General features: G+C 54.2%; 12 protein-coding genes. All 12 read right to left on the bottom strand.

The genetic code is table 11. From position 1 onward, the window contains the following. Positions 1-178: 178 nt before the first annotated feature. Positions 179-940: a M15 family metallopeptidase gene (locus V2P20_RS02580; RefSeq protein ID WP_331815826.1), complete on the bottom strand. Its 762-nt coding sequence runs from the start codon at positions 938-940 to the stop codon at positions 179-181. A gap of 117 nt (positions 941-1057) precedes the next feature. Next, complete coding sequence (tssH, locus tag V2P20_RS02575) at positions 1058-3790, bottom strand: type VI secretion system ATPase TssH (protein ID WP_331815824.1); 2733 nt, start codon at positions 3788-3790, stop codon at positions 1058-1060. 35 nt (positions 3791-3825) lie between these two features. Then, the gene (gene tssG / locus V2P20_RS02570) at positions 3826-4860 is read right to left on the bottom strand and encodes a type VI secretion system baseplate subunit TssG (protein ID WP_331815822.1); all 1035 of its coding nucleotides are present in this window, start codon (positions 4858-4860) and stop codon (positions 3826-3828) included. Then, positions 4824-6698, bottom strand: coding sequence for a type VI secretion system baseplate subunit TssF (tssF, locus tag V2P20_RS02565; RefSeq protein WP_331815820.1), 1875 nt, complete (start codon positions 6696-6698; stop codon positions 4824-4826). The genes tssG and tssF overlap by 37 nt, the downstream gene beginning before the upstream one ends. Positions 6699-6700: 2 nt before the next feature. Continuing rightward, positions 6701-7204 (bottom strand): type VI secretion system baseplate subunit TssE, encoded by a 504-nt coding sequence (tssE, locus tag V2P20_RS02560; protein WP_331815818.1) that lies wholly within the window; start codon positions 7202-7204, stop codon positions 6701-6703. Positions 7205-7293: 89 nt separating this feature from the next. Further along, the gene (locus tag V2P20_RS02555; protein WP_331815816.1) at positions 7294-8088 is read right to left on the bottom strand and encodes a type VI secretion system accessory protein TagJ; all 795 of its coding nucleotides are present in this window, start codon (positions 8086-8088) and stop codon (positions 7294-7296) included. Between the two features lie 87 nt (positions 8089-8175). Then, positions 8176-8661 carry a type VI secretion system tube protein Hcp gene (locus V2P20_RS02550; protein ID WP_194970916.1) on the bottom strand — a complete coding sequence of 162 codons (486 nt, stop codon included), beginning with the start codon at positions 8659-8661 and terminating at the stop codon, positions 8176-8178. Between the two features lie 91 nt (positions 8662-8752). After that, a complete protein-coding gene (tssC, locus tag V2P20_RS02545) occupies positions 8753-10249 on the bottom strand; it encodes a type VI secretion system contractile sheath large subunit (protein ID WP_194970915.1) in 1497 nt (498 codons plus the stop codon). Positions 10250-10252: 3 nt separating this feature from the next. Beyond that, positions 10253-10783 carry a type VI secretion system contractile sheath small subunit gene (gene tssB / locus V2P20_RS02540; protein ID WP_194970914.1) on the bottom strand — a complete coding sequence of 177 codons (531 nt, stop codon included), beginning with the start codon at positions 10781-10783 and terminating at the stop codon, positions 10253-10255. Between the two features lie 49 nt (positions 10784-10832). Then, entirely contained in the window at positions 10833-11882 is a 1050-nt protein-coding gene (tssA, locus tag V2P20_RS02535; protein ID WP_331815809.1) for a type VI secretion system protein TssA, read from the bottom strand. Between the two features lie 77 nt (positions 11883-11959). After that, a complete protein-coding gene (gene tagF / locus V2P20_RS02530) occupies positions 11960-13510 on the bottom strand; it encodes a type VI secretion system-associated protein TagF (RefSeq protein ID WP_331815807.1) in 1551 nt (516 codons plus the stop codon). Further along, the gene (gene tssM, locus V2P20_RS02525; RefSeq protein ID WP_331815805.1) at positions 13507-17058 is read right to left on the bottom strand and encodes a type VI secretion system membrane subunit TssM; all 3552 of its coding nucleotides are present in this window, start codon (positions 17056-17058) and stop codon (positions 13507-13509) included. The genes tagF and tssM overlap by 4 nt, the downstream gene beginning before the upstream one ends. Between the last annotated feature and the right edge of the window lie 3 nt (positions 17059-17061).

Genomic DNA, 17061 nt, shown 5'->3' with positions numbered 1-17061 from the left:
TTGGCGTTGTCTAATAGTTGAGGTAAGGTAATCATCCGTCCTATATGGCGATACTGAACCTCAAATTCAAGGAGTCAACAATGCTTGGGTATCTCCCCGGAATCCAATAAGAGCCATTTCAAATTATTTAACAATCGCATGGAGATCACCGCAACTCATTAAAAACATTAATGATTAATTACTTCAAGTTGGGAAGCCATTTTTCTAAGAGAGAACGACTTACCTCAAAATGCATCGCATCCTCAGTTTTAAAAGCTGCTCCCCAATACCAGCCATAATTGTTAAATATTGGCGCTATTAAAGTTAAACCGTATTGGATCATCCCATCACCTCGCTTATCCAAAAGATTATTTAACGTTAAATCTATCGCTGTCCCCCATGAATGGTTTGAAATAGAAGTTTTAGAGCCTCTTACATAACGACAACACAACATCCCGGCAGAACCAAGAGCTGTATAAATTGCGGGATGCTTTATAGAAATCTCATTCAAAACTATCTGAAGACTATCGACGGCTGGCTTTAAACCAGTTACTTTAAAAGGGCCAACAGAAGCGGTTTGTATATATTTCTTCAAGCGTTCGTTCGTCACAGGTTGACAATCAGTGCTAAATGACTGGCGTGGTTGTCCAAGCTTTTCAATCATATAAGCATTATTGACTGCATGTAGGCCGGGATTTAACCCTCCCAGACTCGAACGGCGTACCAAGCGTGTAATCGAGTTGCTAATTTCACTTGGTACTGCATTATTTATAGCTTGAAGCGAAGTTACGCTAGGTGCTATATGTGACGTATTAGATGGCCTAAATCCAATCATATTTAAACGTTTGATCGTTTTTCCAGCGGACTCAACCAAATCCATCGGGGTGCCGTAAAAAACCAGCTTGAAACGTTGTGATTCCAGCAATCGTTCTTGGCCCGCATCGACCATCTGCTCGGCCAATTGTCAAGCCTTGCTGGAGTAACAGTTGTTGAATTTTTATTACATCATCAGGATTATTACGCCCGAATTTACCTACAGAATCACTAATTTTAATCATCCTTATTTTTCCCTTCTTTTTTATTCAAACCCATACCCAAAATCCCCATCCTGCACGCTCACATGCACCCGCTCGATCGGTTTGCCTTCCATCATCCGTGTTAAAAACTCCTCACTGATCCGCGGCAATACGGTATTGGTCAAAATCGCATCGATCATCCGGCCGCCGCTTTCGACTTCGGTGCAGCGGCTCGCGATCAGCTTGATCACGTCATCGTCGTAAGTGAACGGCACCTTGTGGCTTTCGGCGATGCGCTTCTTGATCCGGCCGAGTTGCAGGCGGGCGATCGCGCCGATCATTTCGTCGCTGAGCGGATAATAAGGAATCACGACCAGACGGCCGAGCAGGGCCGGCGGGAACACTTTCAGCAGCGGTTCCCGCAGCGCCTTGGCGATGCCTTCCGGTTCCGGCATCAGTTCCGGATCGCGGCAAAGCCCTGCGATCAGGTCGGTGCCGGCATTCGTCGTCAGCAGAATCAACGTATTCTTGAAATCGATAACCCTGCCCTCGCCGTCTTCCATCCAGCCCTTGTCGAAAACCTGGAAGAAGATCTCATGCACGTCAGGATGGGCTTTTTCGACCTCATCCAGCAGCACGACGCTGTAAGGACGCCGCCTGACCGCTTCGGTCAGCACGCCGCCTTCGCCGTAGCCGACATAGCCCGGAGGCGCGCCTTTCAGGGTCGATACGGTGTGCGCTTCCTGGTATTCGCTCATGTTGATGGTGATGACGTTCTGCTCGCCGCCATACAAAGCTTCGGCCAGGGCCAACGCTGTCTCGGTCTTGCCGACGCCGGAGGTGCCGGCCAGCATGAAGACGCCGATGGGCTTGTTGGGATTGTCGAGACCGGCGCGCGAGGTCTGGATTCTTCGGGCGATCATGTCCAGGGCATGGCGCTGGCCGATGATGCGCTGTTCCAGGTTGTCGGCCAGATGCAGAATGGTTTCGATCTCATTTTTAACCATGCGGCCAACCGGAATGCCGGTCCAGTCGCCGACCACGGAGGCAACGGCCTGCGCGTCGACGCTGGGCAGGATCAGCGGCGTTTCGCCTTGCAGTTCATGCAGTTTCGCCTGCAAGGTTTTCAGTTCTTCCAGCAACTGCTCGCGCGGCACACTTGCCGTTGCTGGGGCGGATTCGGCTTCGGCCATCCGGTCGGCGGCTTTTTCAAGCGGGCTGTCGGTGCCTTCCACTTTGCCGGTCTGATCGCGCAACTGCTTGCGGATATCGAGTATGCTTTTGACCAGTTCGCGCTCGGCATTCCAGCGTGTTTCCAGTTTGCTCAGGCGCTCTTTTTCCGCACCGAGCTTTTCAGCGGCGACCGTTTCGCGGTCCTTGATGTCGATGCCGACCGCTTTCTCGCGGCCGATAATGGCCAGTTCGGTTTCCAGCGCCGCAATGCGTTTGCGGCAGTCGTCCACCTCGGCCGGTACGGCATGCTGGCTGATCGCGACGCGGGCCGAAGCCGTATCGAGCAGGCTGACCGACTTGTCAGGCAACTGGCGGGCCGGAATGTAGCGGTGCGACAATCGGACCGCCGCTTCCAGCGCCTCATCGAGCACCTGCACCTGATGGTGTTTTTCCATGACCGACGCCACGCCGCGCATCATCAGGATGGCTTTTTCCTCGCTCGGCTCGTTGACCTGCACGACCTGGAAGCGGCGCGTCAGGGCCGGGTCTTTTTCGATGTGTTTCTTGTATTCGGCCCAGGTTGTCGCGGCGACTGTGCGCAGCGTACCGCGCGCCAGAGCCGGCTTCAGCAGATTGGCCGCATCGCCGGTGCCGGCTGCGCCGCCCGCTCCGACCAAGGTATGGGCTTCATCGATGAACAGGATGATCGGTTTTTCCGAGGACTGAACTTCTTCTATGACCTGGCGCAGGCGGTTTTCGAATTCGCCTTTCATGCTGGCGCCGGCCTGCAGCAAGCCGACGTCGAGCGTGCGCAGCGACACATCGCGCAAGGACGGCGGCACATCGCCGGCAACGATTTTCTGCGCAAAACCTTCGACGACAGCGGTCTTGCCGACGCCGGCCTCGCCGGTCAGGATCGGGTTGTTCTGGCGGCGGCGCATCAGGATATCGATGACCTGGCGGATTTCCTCGTCGCGCCCGACGATCGGGTCCATTTTGCCTTGCCGCGCCTGCTCGGTCAGATCGACCGTAAACTGCTTCAAGGCTTCCTGCTTGCCCATCTGGGCCGGCGACATGGCGCCGCTGGCCTCGCCCGGAACGGCGCCGCCGCCGACCTGAAAGCCGTCGCTGGCGCGCAGGCCTTCTTCCGGCGAGCCGCTGACGATTTCGGCAAAACGTTCGGTCAGTGTCTCAGGCTTGATCTTGTCGAATTCCCTGGAGATGCTTTGCAGGGCATGCGTCAGCCCTTTGGTTTTCAGAATGCCGACGACCAGATGTCCCGAGCGGACTTGCGATTCGCCGAACATCAGTGTGCCGTAAACCCAGCCGCGTTCGACGGCTTCCTCGACATGCGAAGACAGGTCGGAGATGGACGTGGAGCCCCGGGGCAGCCGGTCGAGCGCATCGGTAAAGTCCTTGGCCAGCCGGGAGGGATCGAGATTGAACTGACGGATGATTTTATGCAGATCGGAATCCTGCAGCTGCAGAATCTGATGCAGCCAGTGCACCAGTTCCACATAGGGATTGCCGCGCATCTTGCAAAATACGGTTGCGCCTTCTATCGCTTTGTAACAGACGCTGTTCAGCTTCCCGAACAGCGCCACACGACTGATGTCTGACATTTCACGTCTCCCAATTTGTTTGTTTTTTATTGTGCTTACGCTGCGCCCAGGCTGCCCCAGAAAGGATTCAGCATCAAATCGTCAGCATCTGTGTTCTCATGCCGCTCGCCCAGCCAGCTTGTCCAGCCCAGCCCCGTCTGTCCGTCCAGCCGCGCGCCCGGCACTTGTTCTTTTTTCAGGACCAGATTGACATCCCAGACCAGTTCGTCGCCTATGTAATTGCGGACTATCGCTATTAACTGCCCGATCCTGTAGCCGTTCGGCAACAGACTCTGGTATTCCGCCAGGCTCAACGGCCCCAGGCGGATTCGGAACTTATGCTGGCATGACCAGACCCGCGATCCCAGAATCGCCGACATGCCTAATTCGCCGGTTCTAGGCGTCTCGCCCAGGCGCGTCAAGTCCGATTCCTGGATATCCAGCCATTCGCCGACGAATTCTTCGATGCCGACCGTCAACCTGAAATAGTCCGCCAGCATGGCCCTCAGCCCTTCGGCATGCTTGGCTTGGCAGGACAAGTAGCCCGTATAGTAGAACTTGGCCAGATCGGGCATGGCATCGCGTTCGTGCAGGGATTCCAGGCCCAGCCCGGCCAGCGAGCCGATGTAACCGGAAAAGCGGTCGGATTCGGGCCGATCGAAACTGACGACGGGCTCCGTATCGGCCCAGGCGCGATAAAACAGGCACAGCATGCGATGATGGAATATGTCGGCAAAACGCGCCAACGTATGATCGCGGTAATGATGAATTCTTTCGCGAACGTATTCGGTCAGATGCAGAGGCAGCGGTCCATTGGTGCCGAACAGGCCCAGGAAGCGTCCGGTCAGTCGCGGAGGAAGTCCGTCCTCGCCCGGCGTGAATGAACTGAGCGTGGAGGATTCGAACGACAGCGACACTTCCTGTCCCAGCCTGATCGGATCATCGACGGGGCGGGCCGAATGGCCCAACCGGGGCTTGTCCTTATAGGCGCACTCCAGAAGGCGCATCAGCTGGAAAAAGCCGTATTTATACGGCGCTTTGCCCAGTGACTCTTCTAGAGGATGTGGCGCTGTCCGATTCTCGTCGGCCATCGCATTACCTCGCCCCGGTCGCTGGTTTTCAGCACCGTTTCCGTAAATGAATTGAGTGATACGTACTGAGCGAAGAATTGCTCCAGCACAGTGCCCAGCAAGAATACGCCGCTGCCCTCAAAGGCCGACTCATCGACATTGACCGATACTTCCAAACCGCGCCCGAACACGATCGGCCCTTTGGTATTGATACGGCGGACGATGGACTTGGATTGAATCGATAATACGCCTTCGATCTGCTTGCGAGAGCCTGGATCACTGTCGCCGTACAACGACAGCAGGCTACGAAACGCCATGGCGCCTTCTTTTTCGTCGTTATCGACAATCGATAGGTAATTCAGCGACAGATGGCTGATCAGTTTCCATGCGGTATCCTTATGCGCATTGGACGGGCGCGGCTTGGTCGGCCCCGACAGGCACCGTATGGATTGAACCGGAGCGCCGGTCTGAATCGTAAAATCAGTCGTTCCTACGCCGATGGGCAACTGCAGCGGCAAGTCCCGGTTCGTGCACAGCGTGGCGAGGCCGAGCTGCTTCAGTTCGCTTTTAAAAGGCGCCTCATTGGCATCTACCAATGAGATATATATTTCATTGCCCGTATAACTGGAGCGGGGGCCGTATTGCCGCAGCTTGGACGAAATGACGCGCGGCGCCCGGTGCAGCGTATAGTAGGCTCTCTTATGCTTGTGCCTGGCATCGGCGCTGGCTTGATAAAAAGGCAGGAATTCCTGCTTATCATCGGCTGTGCCGCCGAAGCCCGTCACTTCCGTCACCTGATAAACTTCATAATCCAATGGCCGGGTCCGGTCGGGAACGACATGATATTCGGCAGTCTGATTGGTCAAATGAATCCGGTCGGTTCTTTTGGGAAAGATATTGACGGCCGGCGTACAGAACAAGGCAAACCGTGACGCATCGACCGAATTGATCAGCCGGGGGTTGCTGCGATTGAGCAGGATGATGATGTCCAGTTCGTTGTCGGCGCACTGCCGCACGGCTTCCTGCAACTGCGTCAATTCGACGAACATGAAGCGCTCGGGAAAGGCAAAATACTCCTGCAGTAACCGATAGCCCTGGAATGAACGCGAGCCATAAGGCAGCAGCGCCTGATTGTCTTCAAATCCCAGCGGCTGAACGGCTGCGTTCCTGATGACGTGTTGCCAGGCGGCAGGCCGTTGGGTCGGCTGCACGACTACGGCAATCGTATTCGCCAGCATCTGTTCATAAATCTGCATGGGCAATTCGCCGACACCGCGCAGATAGAGCGACAGATTATTCAGGGCGATCTGGTTGAATTTCAGTCCCGCCGTCGTTCTCAGGCGCAATCGGATGCCGGCTTTCAGTCCGGGCAGGCTCGATACGCCGAGGTTGGCGACGGCGCCGGCACCGGGCAGATATTCGGCTTCCACCAGTTCCAAAGGCCATAAAGTCAGATCGTGGGCCGTGCGGTATTCGCAGGCGGTCTGCTCGCCTTTGCCGATCTGGCTGCGCAAAGCGGTCTCCCGAAGGATCGGAAATCCTTCATTGAGCGCCCCCTCGGACAGATCCGGCTGAAACTGCACGACCGTCATGGACGGCGTAGGCGCCAGATAATGCGGATAGACCATTTCCAGCAGATGCTGGGTAAAGCGCGGAAACTCCGCATCGACCTTGAGCTGGACACGCGCCGCCATGAATGCGAAGCCTTCCAGAAGACGCTCCACGTAAGGGTCTGCGCATTCGAATTCGTCCAGCCCCAGTCTGCCGGCAATCTTGGGAAATTCGCGCGCGAATTCGCCGCCCATTTCGCGGATATGCTGCAACTCGCGGTTATAGTATTTCAGTAAGCGAGGGTCCATAGCTAGCCTCCCCTATCCATGATTTCCATGTTGCCGGTCTCAAGATCGAGTTCTGTTCTAAGGTAGAGGCGCAACGGTAACGGTTGCGCCCAAAGATCGCCTTCTATGTCGAAGGTCATGGCATTGTGATTCATCCGGTCATCCGAAGCGGTCACCGTGACCTTGACCGAATCGCGCAGGATTCGAGGCTCAAAATCCCAGATGGCCTGCCGGACGCAACGCTCTATTTCCTGCACATCGGCACCCGATAACGTTGTGCCGGCCAGATCGGGAATGCCGTAGTTGATTACCGAAGCGGCGACTAAAGGATAGTCATCGAGATTCTCGACCGCAGCCAGACGGCCTGTATTCAACAGCCAGCCCATATCCCTCAATACGCCCTGCCGCAACCGGCTCAGCGACAAAACGCGCTGTTCGCGCGATTCCTGAGTCTTATCGGGCGCGTCATCGGTCAGCCGATCCAATAGCGAAGGCTGTAAACGTTCTTTCTGGGTTAACTCGGCCATGGTTTTTATTCTCTACAGGCACCCCATGCGGGATAAAAAAGCGGGCAAGAAGCGTTCAAGGTTGCGTTCGAACAAAAATAGGTTGGCGATCAGTCAATATTAAATTTAATTTCACGGACATCCATTAGCGCATAGTCGCTTTCGTCCGTACTCAATAAGCGTTGGCCCAAGCCGATGAATGATTCTTCAGCCTGTTCCTGCCATTCTGTCTTGCGGGCCAGACGTATTGCCGGATCATTGGCGGTTTCGGAACCGGGATAACGTGTTGGAATCAAGCCGAAGGCTTCGCCGCCGTTCGCCCAGATGAAATGCGCCGGCATCCAGGCAAAATCGCGCAGATCGGCCGGTTCCTCAATATGAATCTCGCGAATCTGATGGAATGGAACCCAGTAATAATGACCATTGACTATCGCCTCCAGCATGGGTCCCAGGCGGGTGTCGGCATCGGCTATCCAGTTAAAGGCATTGCCGTTGACTGATCCCGGCGTTGCGGGCGCCTGGTCAAAAGCCTGATCGCGCAGATTTCTCGCTTCCGCGAACCGATTGTCGGCGTTCAGTTTAAGCGCTTCCTGAAGCAGCGCGATCCACTGTGCCGGCTCACCAAAAACCACAGGCGTTTTATGGCCTGAGAAGATATCCTTGCGCAAAACTTCGCATCGAATAGCTTCCCTATAGGTCTGCACCATAGGCAGATTCGCCGCATCGAGCTCACCCGCCACATTCAGTTGCGTCAGTGCGCGATCCCATTCGCCGAGAATCGACAAAAGCTGAAATAGAAATGTTCTGAGTTTAGGATTGGCAGGGTCTTTACGAACCTGATTTTGTAATTCAACCAGCGCTTCCTGAAGCCGGCCTTCCTGTAAATGCTGCTCTGCAAGGTTCATAAACTTTCCTGCTGCTGATAAAAACGCTTTGAATTTGTTAGCCTTAAAAAACGCGAAGAAGGATATGCCTTCTTCGCGCTCCCGACTTTAGATTTTTACGTTCTCAGCGATATTCCATTTAGTCTCAATCGCGCCGCCGTCTTTTGAACCGTCGGCTTTTTGAGGCTGATAGGCGTATTCGAATTCAGCGAAGTTCAGGCTGACATTTTCCGTCAGTCTGTCTTCACCGCCGCTGCCGCCCGTGCTGACAGAGGTCACGATGACTTCCTTCATCTTGATCACGATATATTCCAGAGGCGTTTCGCCGGCTTTGCGCACGACCAGTGTGGCCTCGGGATAATGCTTGCCATTGCAGCAAGCCATGATCAAAGGCGCGGAAGATTTATCGACATATTTGGTTAACGATATATCCTGCACGCTGACTTTGCCAGCGCCGCCGCCGCCGCCTGTATGCGTGGTGCCTGATTGCGACATCCCCCAGCTCCATGCCAAAACGTCAATCTCATCCTTGTGCGTTTTATCGCGCGATTCACCTTTTACATCGCCGATTTTAATAAACATATCAACAGCCATTTGTCTCTCCTTTTATTTTAAGACATCAAAAAAAAGCCAGAAGCGTCGTCCTTAATAAGTGCTAGGCTCCATGACTCGTAAGCACCAAACATCAACCGCCTTTGGCGGAGGGCAGTTTGGAAACCAATCGCAACGACACTGTCAAGCCTTCCAGCTGATAGTGCGGGCGAAGAAAGAATTTGGACGAGTAATACCCGGGGTTGCCTTCTATCTCCTCAACAACAACTTCGGCGGCAGCCAGCGGCTTTTTCGCTTTAGTCGTTTCGCTGGAGTTTGCCGGATCGCCATCCACATAATTCAGAATCCAATTATTCAGCCAGCGCTCCATGTCCGAGCGCTCCTTGAATGAGCCGATTTTGTCGCGCACGATACATTTCAGATAATGGGCAAAGCGGCAGGTCGCAAACAGATAAGGCAATCTGGCCGCAAGGTTGGCGTTTGCCGTTGCATCCGGATCATCATACTCGGCCGGCTTATTCAATGATTGCGCGCCGATAAATGCTGCAAAATCGGAATTCTTTTTATGCACCAGCGGCATAAAACCCGATTTGGCCAGCTCCGCTTCGCGGCGGTCACTGATGGCGATCTCGGTCGGGCATTTCATATCCACGCCGCCGTCATCGGTCGGAAACGAATGCACCGGCAGGCCTTCGACGGCACCGCCTGATTCAATGCCGCGAATTCTGGAGCACCAGCCGTACAGTTTGAACGAGCGGTTGATGTTGGTCGCCATGGCATAGGCGGCATTGGACCATGTGTAGTTGCCGCTGTTGGCCGCTTCGGTATCTTCTTCGAAATCGAATTCGTCCACCGGATCGGTTTTGGAGCCGTACGGCAGACGAGACAGGAAGCGCGGCATAGCCAGACCGATGTACTTGGAATCATCCGATTCGCGCAATGAGCGCCATGCGGCATAATCCGGCGTTGAGAATATTTTCGTCAGATCGCGGGGATTCGCCAGTTCGGCCCATGAATCCATCTGTAATGTCGAAGGCGAAACGCCGGCAATGAACGGCGCATGCGATGCCGCTGAAATTTGCGCTATCTGGCCCAGCAGTTCAACGTCCTGCGGTGAATGATCGAAGTAATAATCTCCCATCAGGCAGCCGAACGGTTCGCCGCCGAACTGGCCGTATTCCTCTTCGTACAGTTTCTTGAACAGCGGGCTTTGATCCCAGGCCGTGCCTTTGAATTTCTTCAGCGTCTTGCCCAACTCTTTCTTCGAGATGTTCATAACTCTGATCTTCAGTTGCTCGTCGGTTTCCGTATTGTTGACCATATAATGCAGGCCTCGCCATGATCCTTCCAGCTTCTGGAAATCTTCATGGTGAAGAATCAGATTAACCTGTTCGGTCAGCTTTTTGTCGATCTGAGCAATGATAGCCTCAATTGAATTGATCGCATCTTCCGATATGATGGAGGCATCCTTCAAAACGTATTCGGCCAATGTCTGAACCGCGTTTTCAACTTCTGCCTTGGCACGGTCCGACTTGGGCTTGAACTCTTTGTTCAGCAATGATGAAAAATCGCTGAATTCCTGTGCCTGAGCCCCTGCTTGGGCTTCTGGCGCATTTGCTACTTCAACCATGGCTTATTCTCCTGCTTCCGGGGTTTCTGGCGTTGCGTCTGCAGCCGGCTTAGGCGCCGCGATCAGCGACTGCAGCAAGGCAGGATCATTGATGGCCTTGGCAATCAGCTCTTCCGCGCCGCCCTTGCCGTCCATATAGGTCACCAGATTGGCCAATTGCGTTCTGGCTTCCAGCAGTTTATTGAGTCCTTCCACTTTTCTGGCAACAGCAGCCGGAGAAAAGTCATCCATGCTCTGGAAGGTGATATCAACGTTCAGATTGCCATCGCCGGTAATGGTGTTCGGCACGGTAAAAGCCACTCGCGGCTTCATGGATTTCAGACGCTCATCGAAGTTGTCAACGTCAATTTCCAGCAGCTTGCGCTCGGCAACCGGCGCCAGAGGTTCGGCGGGTTTTCCTGACAAGTCGGCTAAAACGCCCATCACGAACGGCAACTGGACTTTTTTTTCCGCTCCGTATAATTCAACGTCGTATTCGATCTGAACTCTTGGCGCACGATTGCGTGCGATAAATTTTTGACTACTTTCTGCCATTTAATGCCCCTTATTCAACGTATTAAATTTCCAAACCAGCGTGATGTCTTTACTCATCTTCACCACGAGTTCCCATGATGACCTTGGCCTGATCCAAACCATCAGGCGCGATATCCTTAAGCGCGTCCATAAAGCTTTTTCCGACCAGCCTCATGCCGCGCTCAATAAAAATAGGCACTGGACTCGACGGTTCATTTTTTTTGTAATATTCGCAGACCAGATTCAATGCCTTAAGCACATCCTGCGTATTGTTGATGGTGCCGGGCGCCGATTTTTTTTCTGCGGCAGCCGCGGTTTTAACGTTGTCAGCGACAATCTCGCTTTCTGCCTCATCCGCAACAGCAACTTCGCCACCGCCTTTTATTTCAAGCCAGTCAGTCAGAAGCGCCTTGCTTTCCTTTAACAGATTTCTTAAGTCGCCAAAACTGGGCGCGTCATTGACTCCAACCTGCTCAGTAACAAAACGCTCCAATGCATTCAGGTTATCGAGGCCGGAACTGACCGCAGCCAATATCTGCTTGAGGCTTTCCAGATCGCTGTCCAGAACGGCGGCGTCAATTGTCGATGACGCTATGCCGCTTTCATTGTCGGAAACGGTAATTTTTCCGGTAGCGACAAACACATCGCGTAGGCTGAATCGGCCGAGACCTCTCGATTCGACCAGGGGCGTTTGTTGGAGCGGGCGCAAAATAGTCTCGTGGTCGCACAAGGACATCAGAATATTGACCCGTTCAGTAGGGTCGTTGTCATCATCCGGATCAAGTTGAGGATAAATACTGTCCCAGCGCTGTTCAACCAGTGCCTTGATCAAAGCCATGCCGTCATTAAAGCCGGCAAATCCTTCCGTTGCGATCAGCGCCCGGAGAAAGCTGACCAGTACCCGCAGGTCTCGGGTACGGGATAATAGCTGTTCCGCGCTCTTTTTTACTTCGCGCCAGTTGGGCGGTTCCGCTGCTTGAATGGTATCGCCGACCTGTTGTTCAGGCTTGCCTTTTATCGCCTGTTCCAGAGCAATGAATTCGGCATCGTATTGCAGATCCTCTCCACAGACATTTTCCGAATCTATCGCTTCTAAATAGCTTTCAATATCGACAGCCAATTTGCCCCCTTATTTTTTATTATAACTGCAAACTCTATCACATCATCAAGAACTCTAAAACTCAGACGTGCTTTAATCTATGAAATTTCGACGGCCACGACCGAAACGTTGTCGCGAGCTCCTCGCTGCAGCGTCAAGTCAATCAAAGCCTGTACGCTAGCTTCACGATTATGGGCATTCAAAATCGCCTCAATCTCCTGAAAGCTCACCTCTTTATCCAGCCCATCGCTGCAAAGCAGATAAATATCGCCCGACTGTACATCAGCAGTTCCGGAATCCAACTGTAAATCATCATCAGCGCCAATAGCGCGGGTGATGACATTGGTCTGTTTCAGAGGCCTATCGGCCGGCATCAGGCTGCTTTCCGGATATTCCTGGTCTTCGCAATGATCTACGGTCAATTGTTGCAACTGCTTGTTCCTTAACCGATAGAGACGGCTATCGCCAGCCCACAGATAAGCAAATTGCTTATCGCCCGCCAGCAGCACCACAACCGTGCTGCCCACGATTTGGTTGCCGAACCGGCTTTCCGCCAGGTCGCGCAGATCATCATTGACCTGTTTCAGGCAGGCGCCGGTTTTTTTTATGGCTGAATCCAGGTCGCCTGAGAATTCCAGCTTGCCCAGGGCTTCAACAATCATCTGGCTCGCCACATCGCCGGCCTGATGCCCGCCCATGCCGTCCGCAACAGCCCATATACCCGCCCGAGGCCGGTCCAGTATCGCATCCTCATTGCATTTCCGGCGCATGCCCACATCGGTTCTGGCAAAAGATCGCCACTTTAGATTCTGTTCATCCTGCCAGGTCTCAGATCCACTGCTGTCCGGCTGATTATTAATACACCTGCGCGGCTGCGTCTTATCCGGATCAATGCTTTCAGCAGCATTTGACAAAGTGGTTTTATCAAGCTGCCAGCCTCGGTCTGACATATGGCCGGAGAGCAGGCTGACAAACGCACTCACCGGCGGCAAGCCTTCACAGCCCAGCAAAAAAGGCTTGATATGATCGGAGCCGAGCGTAGCCCATAAGCTGTAGCCGGATGTAAATACATCGAACAAATTAGTGTGCAAATCCGCTAACGCTTCCTCGGCCGGCCCCGCATGATCAATGCTTATACAGATGGCGTTTTTGGCGGCACCGGCATCCCTATGCAGGGTTCGATCGGCGAATCGGGCTTCAGGCCTTACTAAAGCAGGGATACTGGCCAGCAGATTATCGAAACCGTTCAGGTCGAGATTATCTTCCAGCGCCGTCAGCGCAATCGATTCGACTTCCGCAAACCAGGCGTTATTGGCTATGAACACATCGGGCAAATTGATGTCTGCTGATACAGGCAACGCCAGCGTCAACGGAAAATAACGCCCGACCCGGTCAACGCTGGGCATCAGCACACCGAGCCAACCGGAATTGCCGCACAGCCCCGGACTTAATGCAAAACGCCAGACCGGGCTCGATAAGTAAGCCTTCAGCCAGTTCTCGACAAGCTGCTGCTGGCTCGCCGCCATGGCGCTCTGCAGCCATTTATCCCAAGGATTGATAAACTCGCGCGAAAGCCGGCGCGAAACAAAATCGCCCAGGACCGGTAATTTTCCATAAAATCCAGGAATGGACAGGTTTTCCACGGTCATATTCCGGCGATGCAGCGAAAGCTCTTTAAGGCATCGAAGGCAAACGGATTGAATACGCTGTTGGCTCTCAACTCGTATTTTGCCGTCAGTCCTTCAATAGCGAAGGTCACGATATAACTGTCCTGCGTCGATTTCTGTATATCAGCCTTATCAAGTACCCTGAACAGCGCCCATGCGCCCTCTTCCGAGCGACTGACCAGCTTGCCGTCCGGCTTTTCGAAACCGTACCGGACCAAGCCTCCGCCCGTACCCGGCCATTGGAACTGCGTCGCCCGCGCCGGACCGTGGCGATAATCGGTCTGCTGGCCGCCCATATCGATCCAGAAGCGCGATGCATTCGAATCGAGCTGCAGCGGCTTGAGCTCAAACGTGATAGCCGGCAACTGTCCGCCGCTCTGGAAAAATACGTCGCGTATTTTTGCCGCATTCTGGAACTGGCTCAGAACGCCCGACGATATGCCGATCGACTTGTTGTCCTGGGCAATCAGCCTCCATTGCATGCCGCTGGTGTCGACAAACGGTTTCAGATGGGTATTGAAAAACTGGTCGAGAACGCCGTTGGGCGCAAAGAACTTGCCGAAATCCTGCAGCGTAATATCGGTGCGGCTGGCTTTTGACAACGGATAGCGCCCTTCCAGCGCGCTTTTGCAGACCGTGGCCACTTCACTTTGCAGACTGCGGTTCAGCTGGGCCTTGGCGCCGCCCAGAATAATGCCCCAGTTTCCCGAAGCCAAGGTCCTGACCCAGCCTTGCAAAGGGTTTGGCAGTCGTGCCGAATGCAGATTAATCTGCGCGATGATGTCATTGCCGCCTCCGGAACTGCGCTGCAAGGCCAGGTTGACAGCGGCGGAAGCATCGGATGTGCTGCCTAGGTCGGCCATGTAGCCGTAAAGCTGCCCCAGGTCGGCAATCACCTGATCGATAGCCACGGCGCCGCCGATATTCCTGATCTGGGCGGTCAGCCTTTCAAAATGGCGCTCGACTTCCTGACCTGAACCGGCCGAGGATTCGCCAGTCACTCCGGCCACTTTGGCGGCATTCAGCAGCTTTTGCATGCGCGCATCGCCGCCTGTTGCGGCTTCGGCACCCTGTTTCAGCTTATCCAGGGCACCGGCATCGGCCGGGGCGCGCGTCAGCGATGTCTGTTGATCCAGCGCCTGCAGCAGTTTACGCAAAGGCGAATCGCCGCCGGAGACTATCTCCAGCACTTCTATGGATTGCTGTATATTGGCCGTCGCCCTGATGTTCAAATTATTCAGCAAATCGTCCCAGCGCTTGATGAAGTCGATGAAATAATAATTGCGCAGCTTGGCTTCCAGTTCCGCAGAATCCTGTACCCCGGCCATATTGTCCTCGCCGAGCACCCACTGCTGCTCAACCGCCTGCTTGGCCAGATCCTTGCTTTCTTTCAGAAAAATCTGATAGAAACCGTCATAGGTAAAAAAGCCGGGAATCAACTGCTCTTCCAGTGTGCCGCTGGCGGTCGAAAAAACGCGGTTTCCGCTTAAACCCAGGGCATCGATCAGCTTGAAGTCATAATCATGCCGCTGCAATGCCTCACGCTTGATGCGCATGTAGACCTGCTGCGCGACCGGTATTTGCGTCAATATCTGCCGGGTGCCTGCAACCAACTGACCATCCAGAGGCTGGGCCTCCATCGGCAAGTTCAGCAAATTGTCCAGATGCACCAGCAAGCCTTGCTGCACAGTCTGAGGGTAATTGTTTTCCCAGTCCAGTGCGATCCAGGGCCGGAAAATCCTGGCGTCCATTTTGTCCGGATTGCCGAGCATCAAATAAACACGCAGCAATTCATACAAAATCTCCGGATTTTTGGCTTCCTCGCTGACCAGGCGCTGTTCCAGTCTGGCCTTGATGAGCGGCAGGAAACGGTTCGACAGTTGCTTGCCATAAGCGCTGTCGACCAGCGGCCTGAGCTTGTCGCCCTGGTAAAGCCCGAACTGCATGGACCACGGCGCGTCGTCGGCATAAACGGCGCGCACGGCATAAAGCGCATCCATTTGTTTCAATAAGGCGGCGAAATCGCTTTTCCATTCAGGCGTGTCGGCAAGCGTTTTTTCGTAGAGGTCGTTTTTCGCCTGTACGTCGGCAATAGCCAGTTTATTGCGTGTAAAACTGGTCGACCATAAAGCCGCCATGCCGATAGTCAGCGCAATGGCCGCCCCGTAAGACAATTTTTGCATCAGCGAACGGCGCTGCTCCACGCGCTGGTTCAAACCGGCGATTTCGGCCTCGCCGAAAATGACTTCTTTAAGAAGGCGCGTCAGAAAATAGCTTTTGCCTTTGCCGCTGAACACCGGCGCCGAAAAGCGGTCGAGCTTGAATGTAGTCGCCAGTATGCCCATTAACCGATCGATCGGCGTGCCTTCCTGCGTGCCGCTGGTGAAATAAACGCCGCGCAGCAGCGAGGGCGCCTGGTAGCGGTTGATGCCGAAGCACTGCTGCAGGAAACTGAGCATGGGGTCTCTCAGTAACGACATGCGTTGCGGGAAGCCGAAAATCAGATTGCGGCGCTGAAGATCTCTCTCCTCCTGCAGACGTTTCTGCATGCGGCTATTCAGGCGCACCAGCAAATCCTCAAAGTCCTGCCCGACTCGGGCTATGACATCGGCCGGATGTTCTTCATTTTCTTCGGGAAACGTTACGCCCCATATCTGGGCGCGCTCATCCTGGCCGAAATCGGCGAAAAAGTCCGTAAAACCTGCAATCAGATCCGTTTTGGTGAACAACATATAGATCGGGATGCGGATGCCGAGTTGCTCATTCAATTCCTGAATCCGCTGCCGTATGGCGAGCGCGTGCAGCGTGCGCTCTTCTTCCGTCTGCCGAAGCAGATCGGACAGGCTCATGGCAACCAGAACGCCGTTGACGGGCCGGCGCGGCCGGTGTTTTTTCAACAGGTCCAGAAACCCGAACCAGGCCGCCTTATCGACGGCTTCATGGCTGTCCTGGGTCGTATAGCGACCCGCCGTATCGAGCAGCACCGCCTGATCGGTGAACCACCAGTCGCAATTGCGCGTGCCGCCGACGCCTTGGATGGCGCTTTTGCCGAAACGGTCAGACAATGGAAATTCCAGGCCGGAGTTGATCAAAGCCGTCGTTTTGCCGGAACCCGGCGGTCCTATGATAATGTACCAGGGCAGCTCGTACAGATATTGTTTGCCGTGCGACGACTTGCTTTTCATCTGTTTCAATGTTTGCAGGGCCGCATCGAAGTTTTGCCCGAGCATGCCGATCTCTTCGTCCGACTCATGATTGACCTGTAACGGAGCGGCTATCTTGCTGTCCACCAGTCCGTTGACCATCTGCGCATTGGCGCGGCTGGCTCTGACCTGAGTGAACAGGTTATTGGCGCCCCACAGCACGACAAGGATCAGTATGGCGATCAGGCGTGAAACCTCGGTTTCGAGCGGTACATTACCGCCAATTGCAATCAGCGGACCGAAAAACCATAACACCAGGCTCAGCGCGATGATACCAATGAGCTGTATCACCCATTTTCTCTTGAAGAAATCGATAATTTTTTTCACGAT

Source organism: Methylobacter sp. Wu1 (assembly GCF_036553575.1).
Classification (GTDB): Bacteria; Pseudomonadota; Gammaproteobacteria; order Methylococcales; family Methylomonadaceae; genus Methylobacter.
This window is presented reverse-complemented; position numbering and strand designations above follow the sequence as displayed.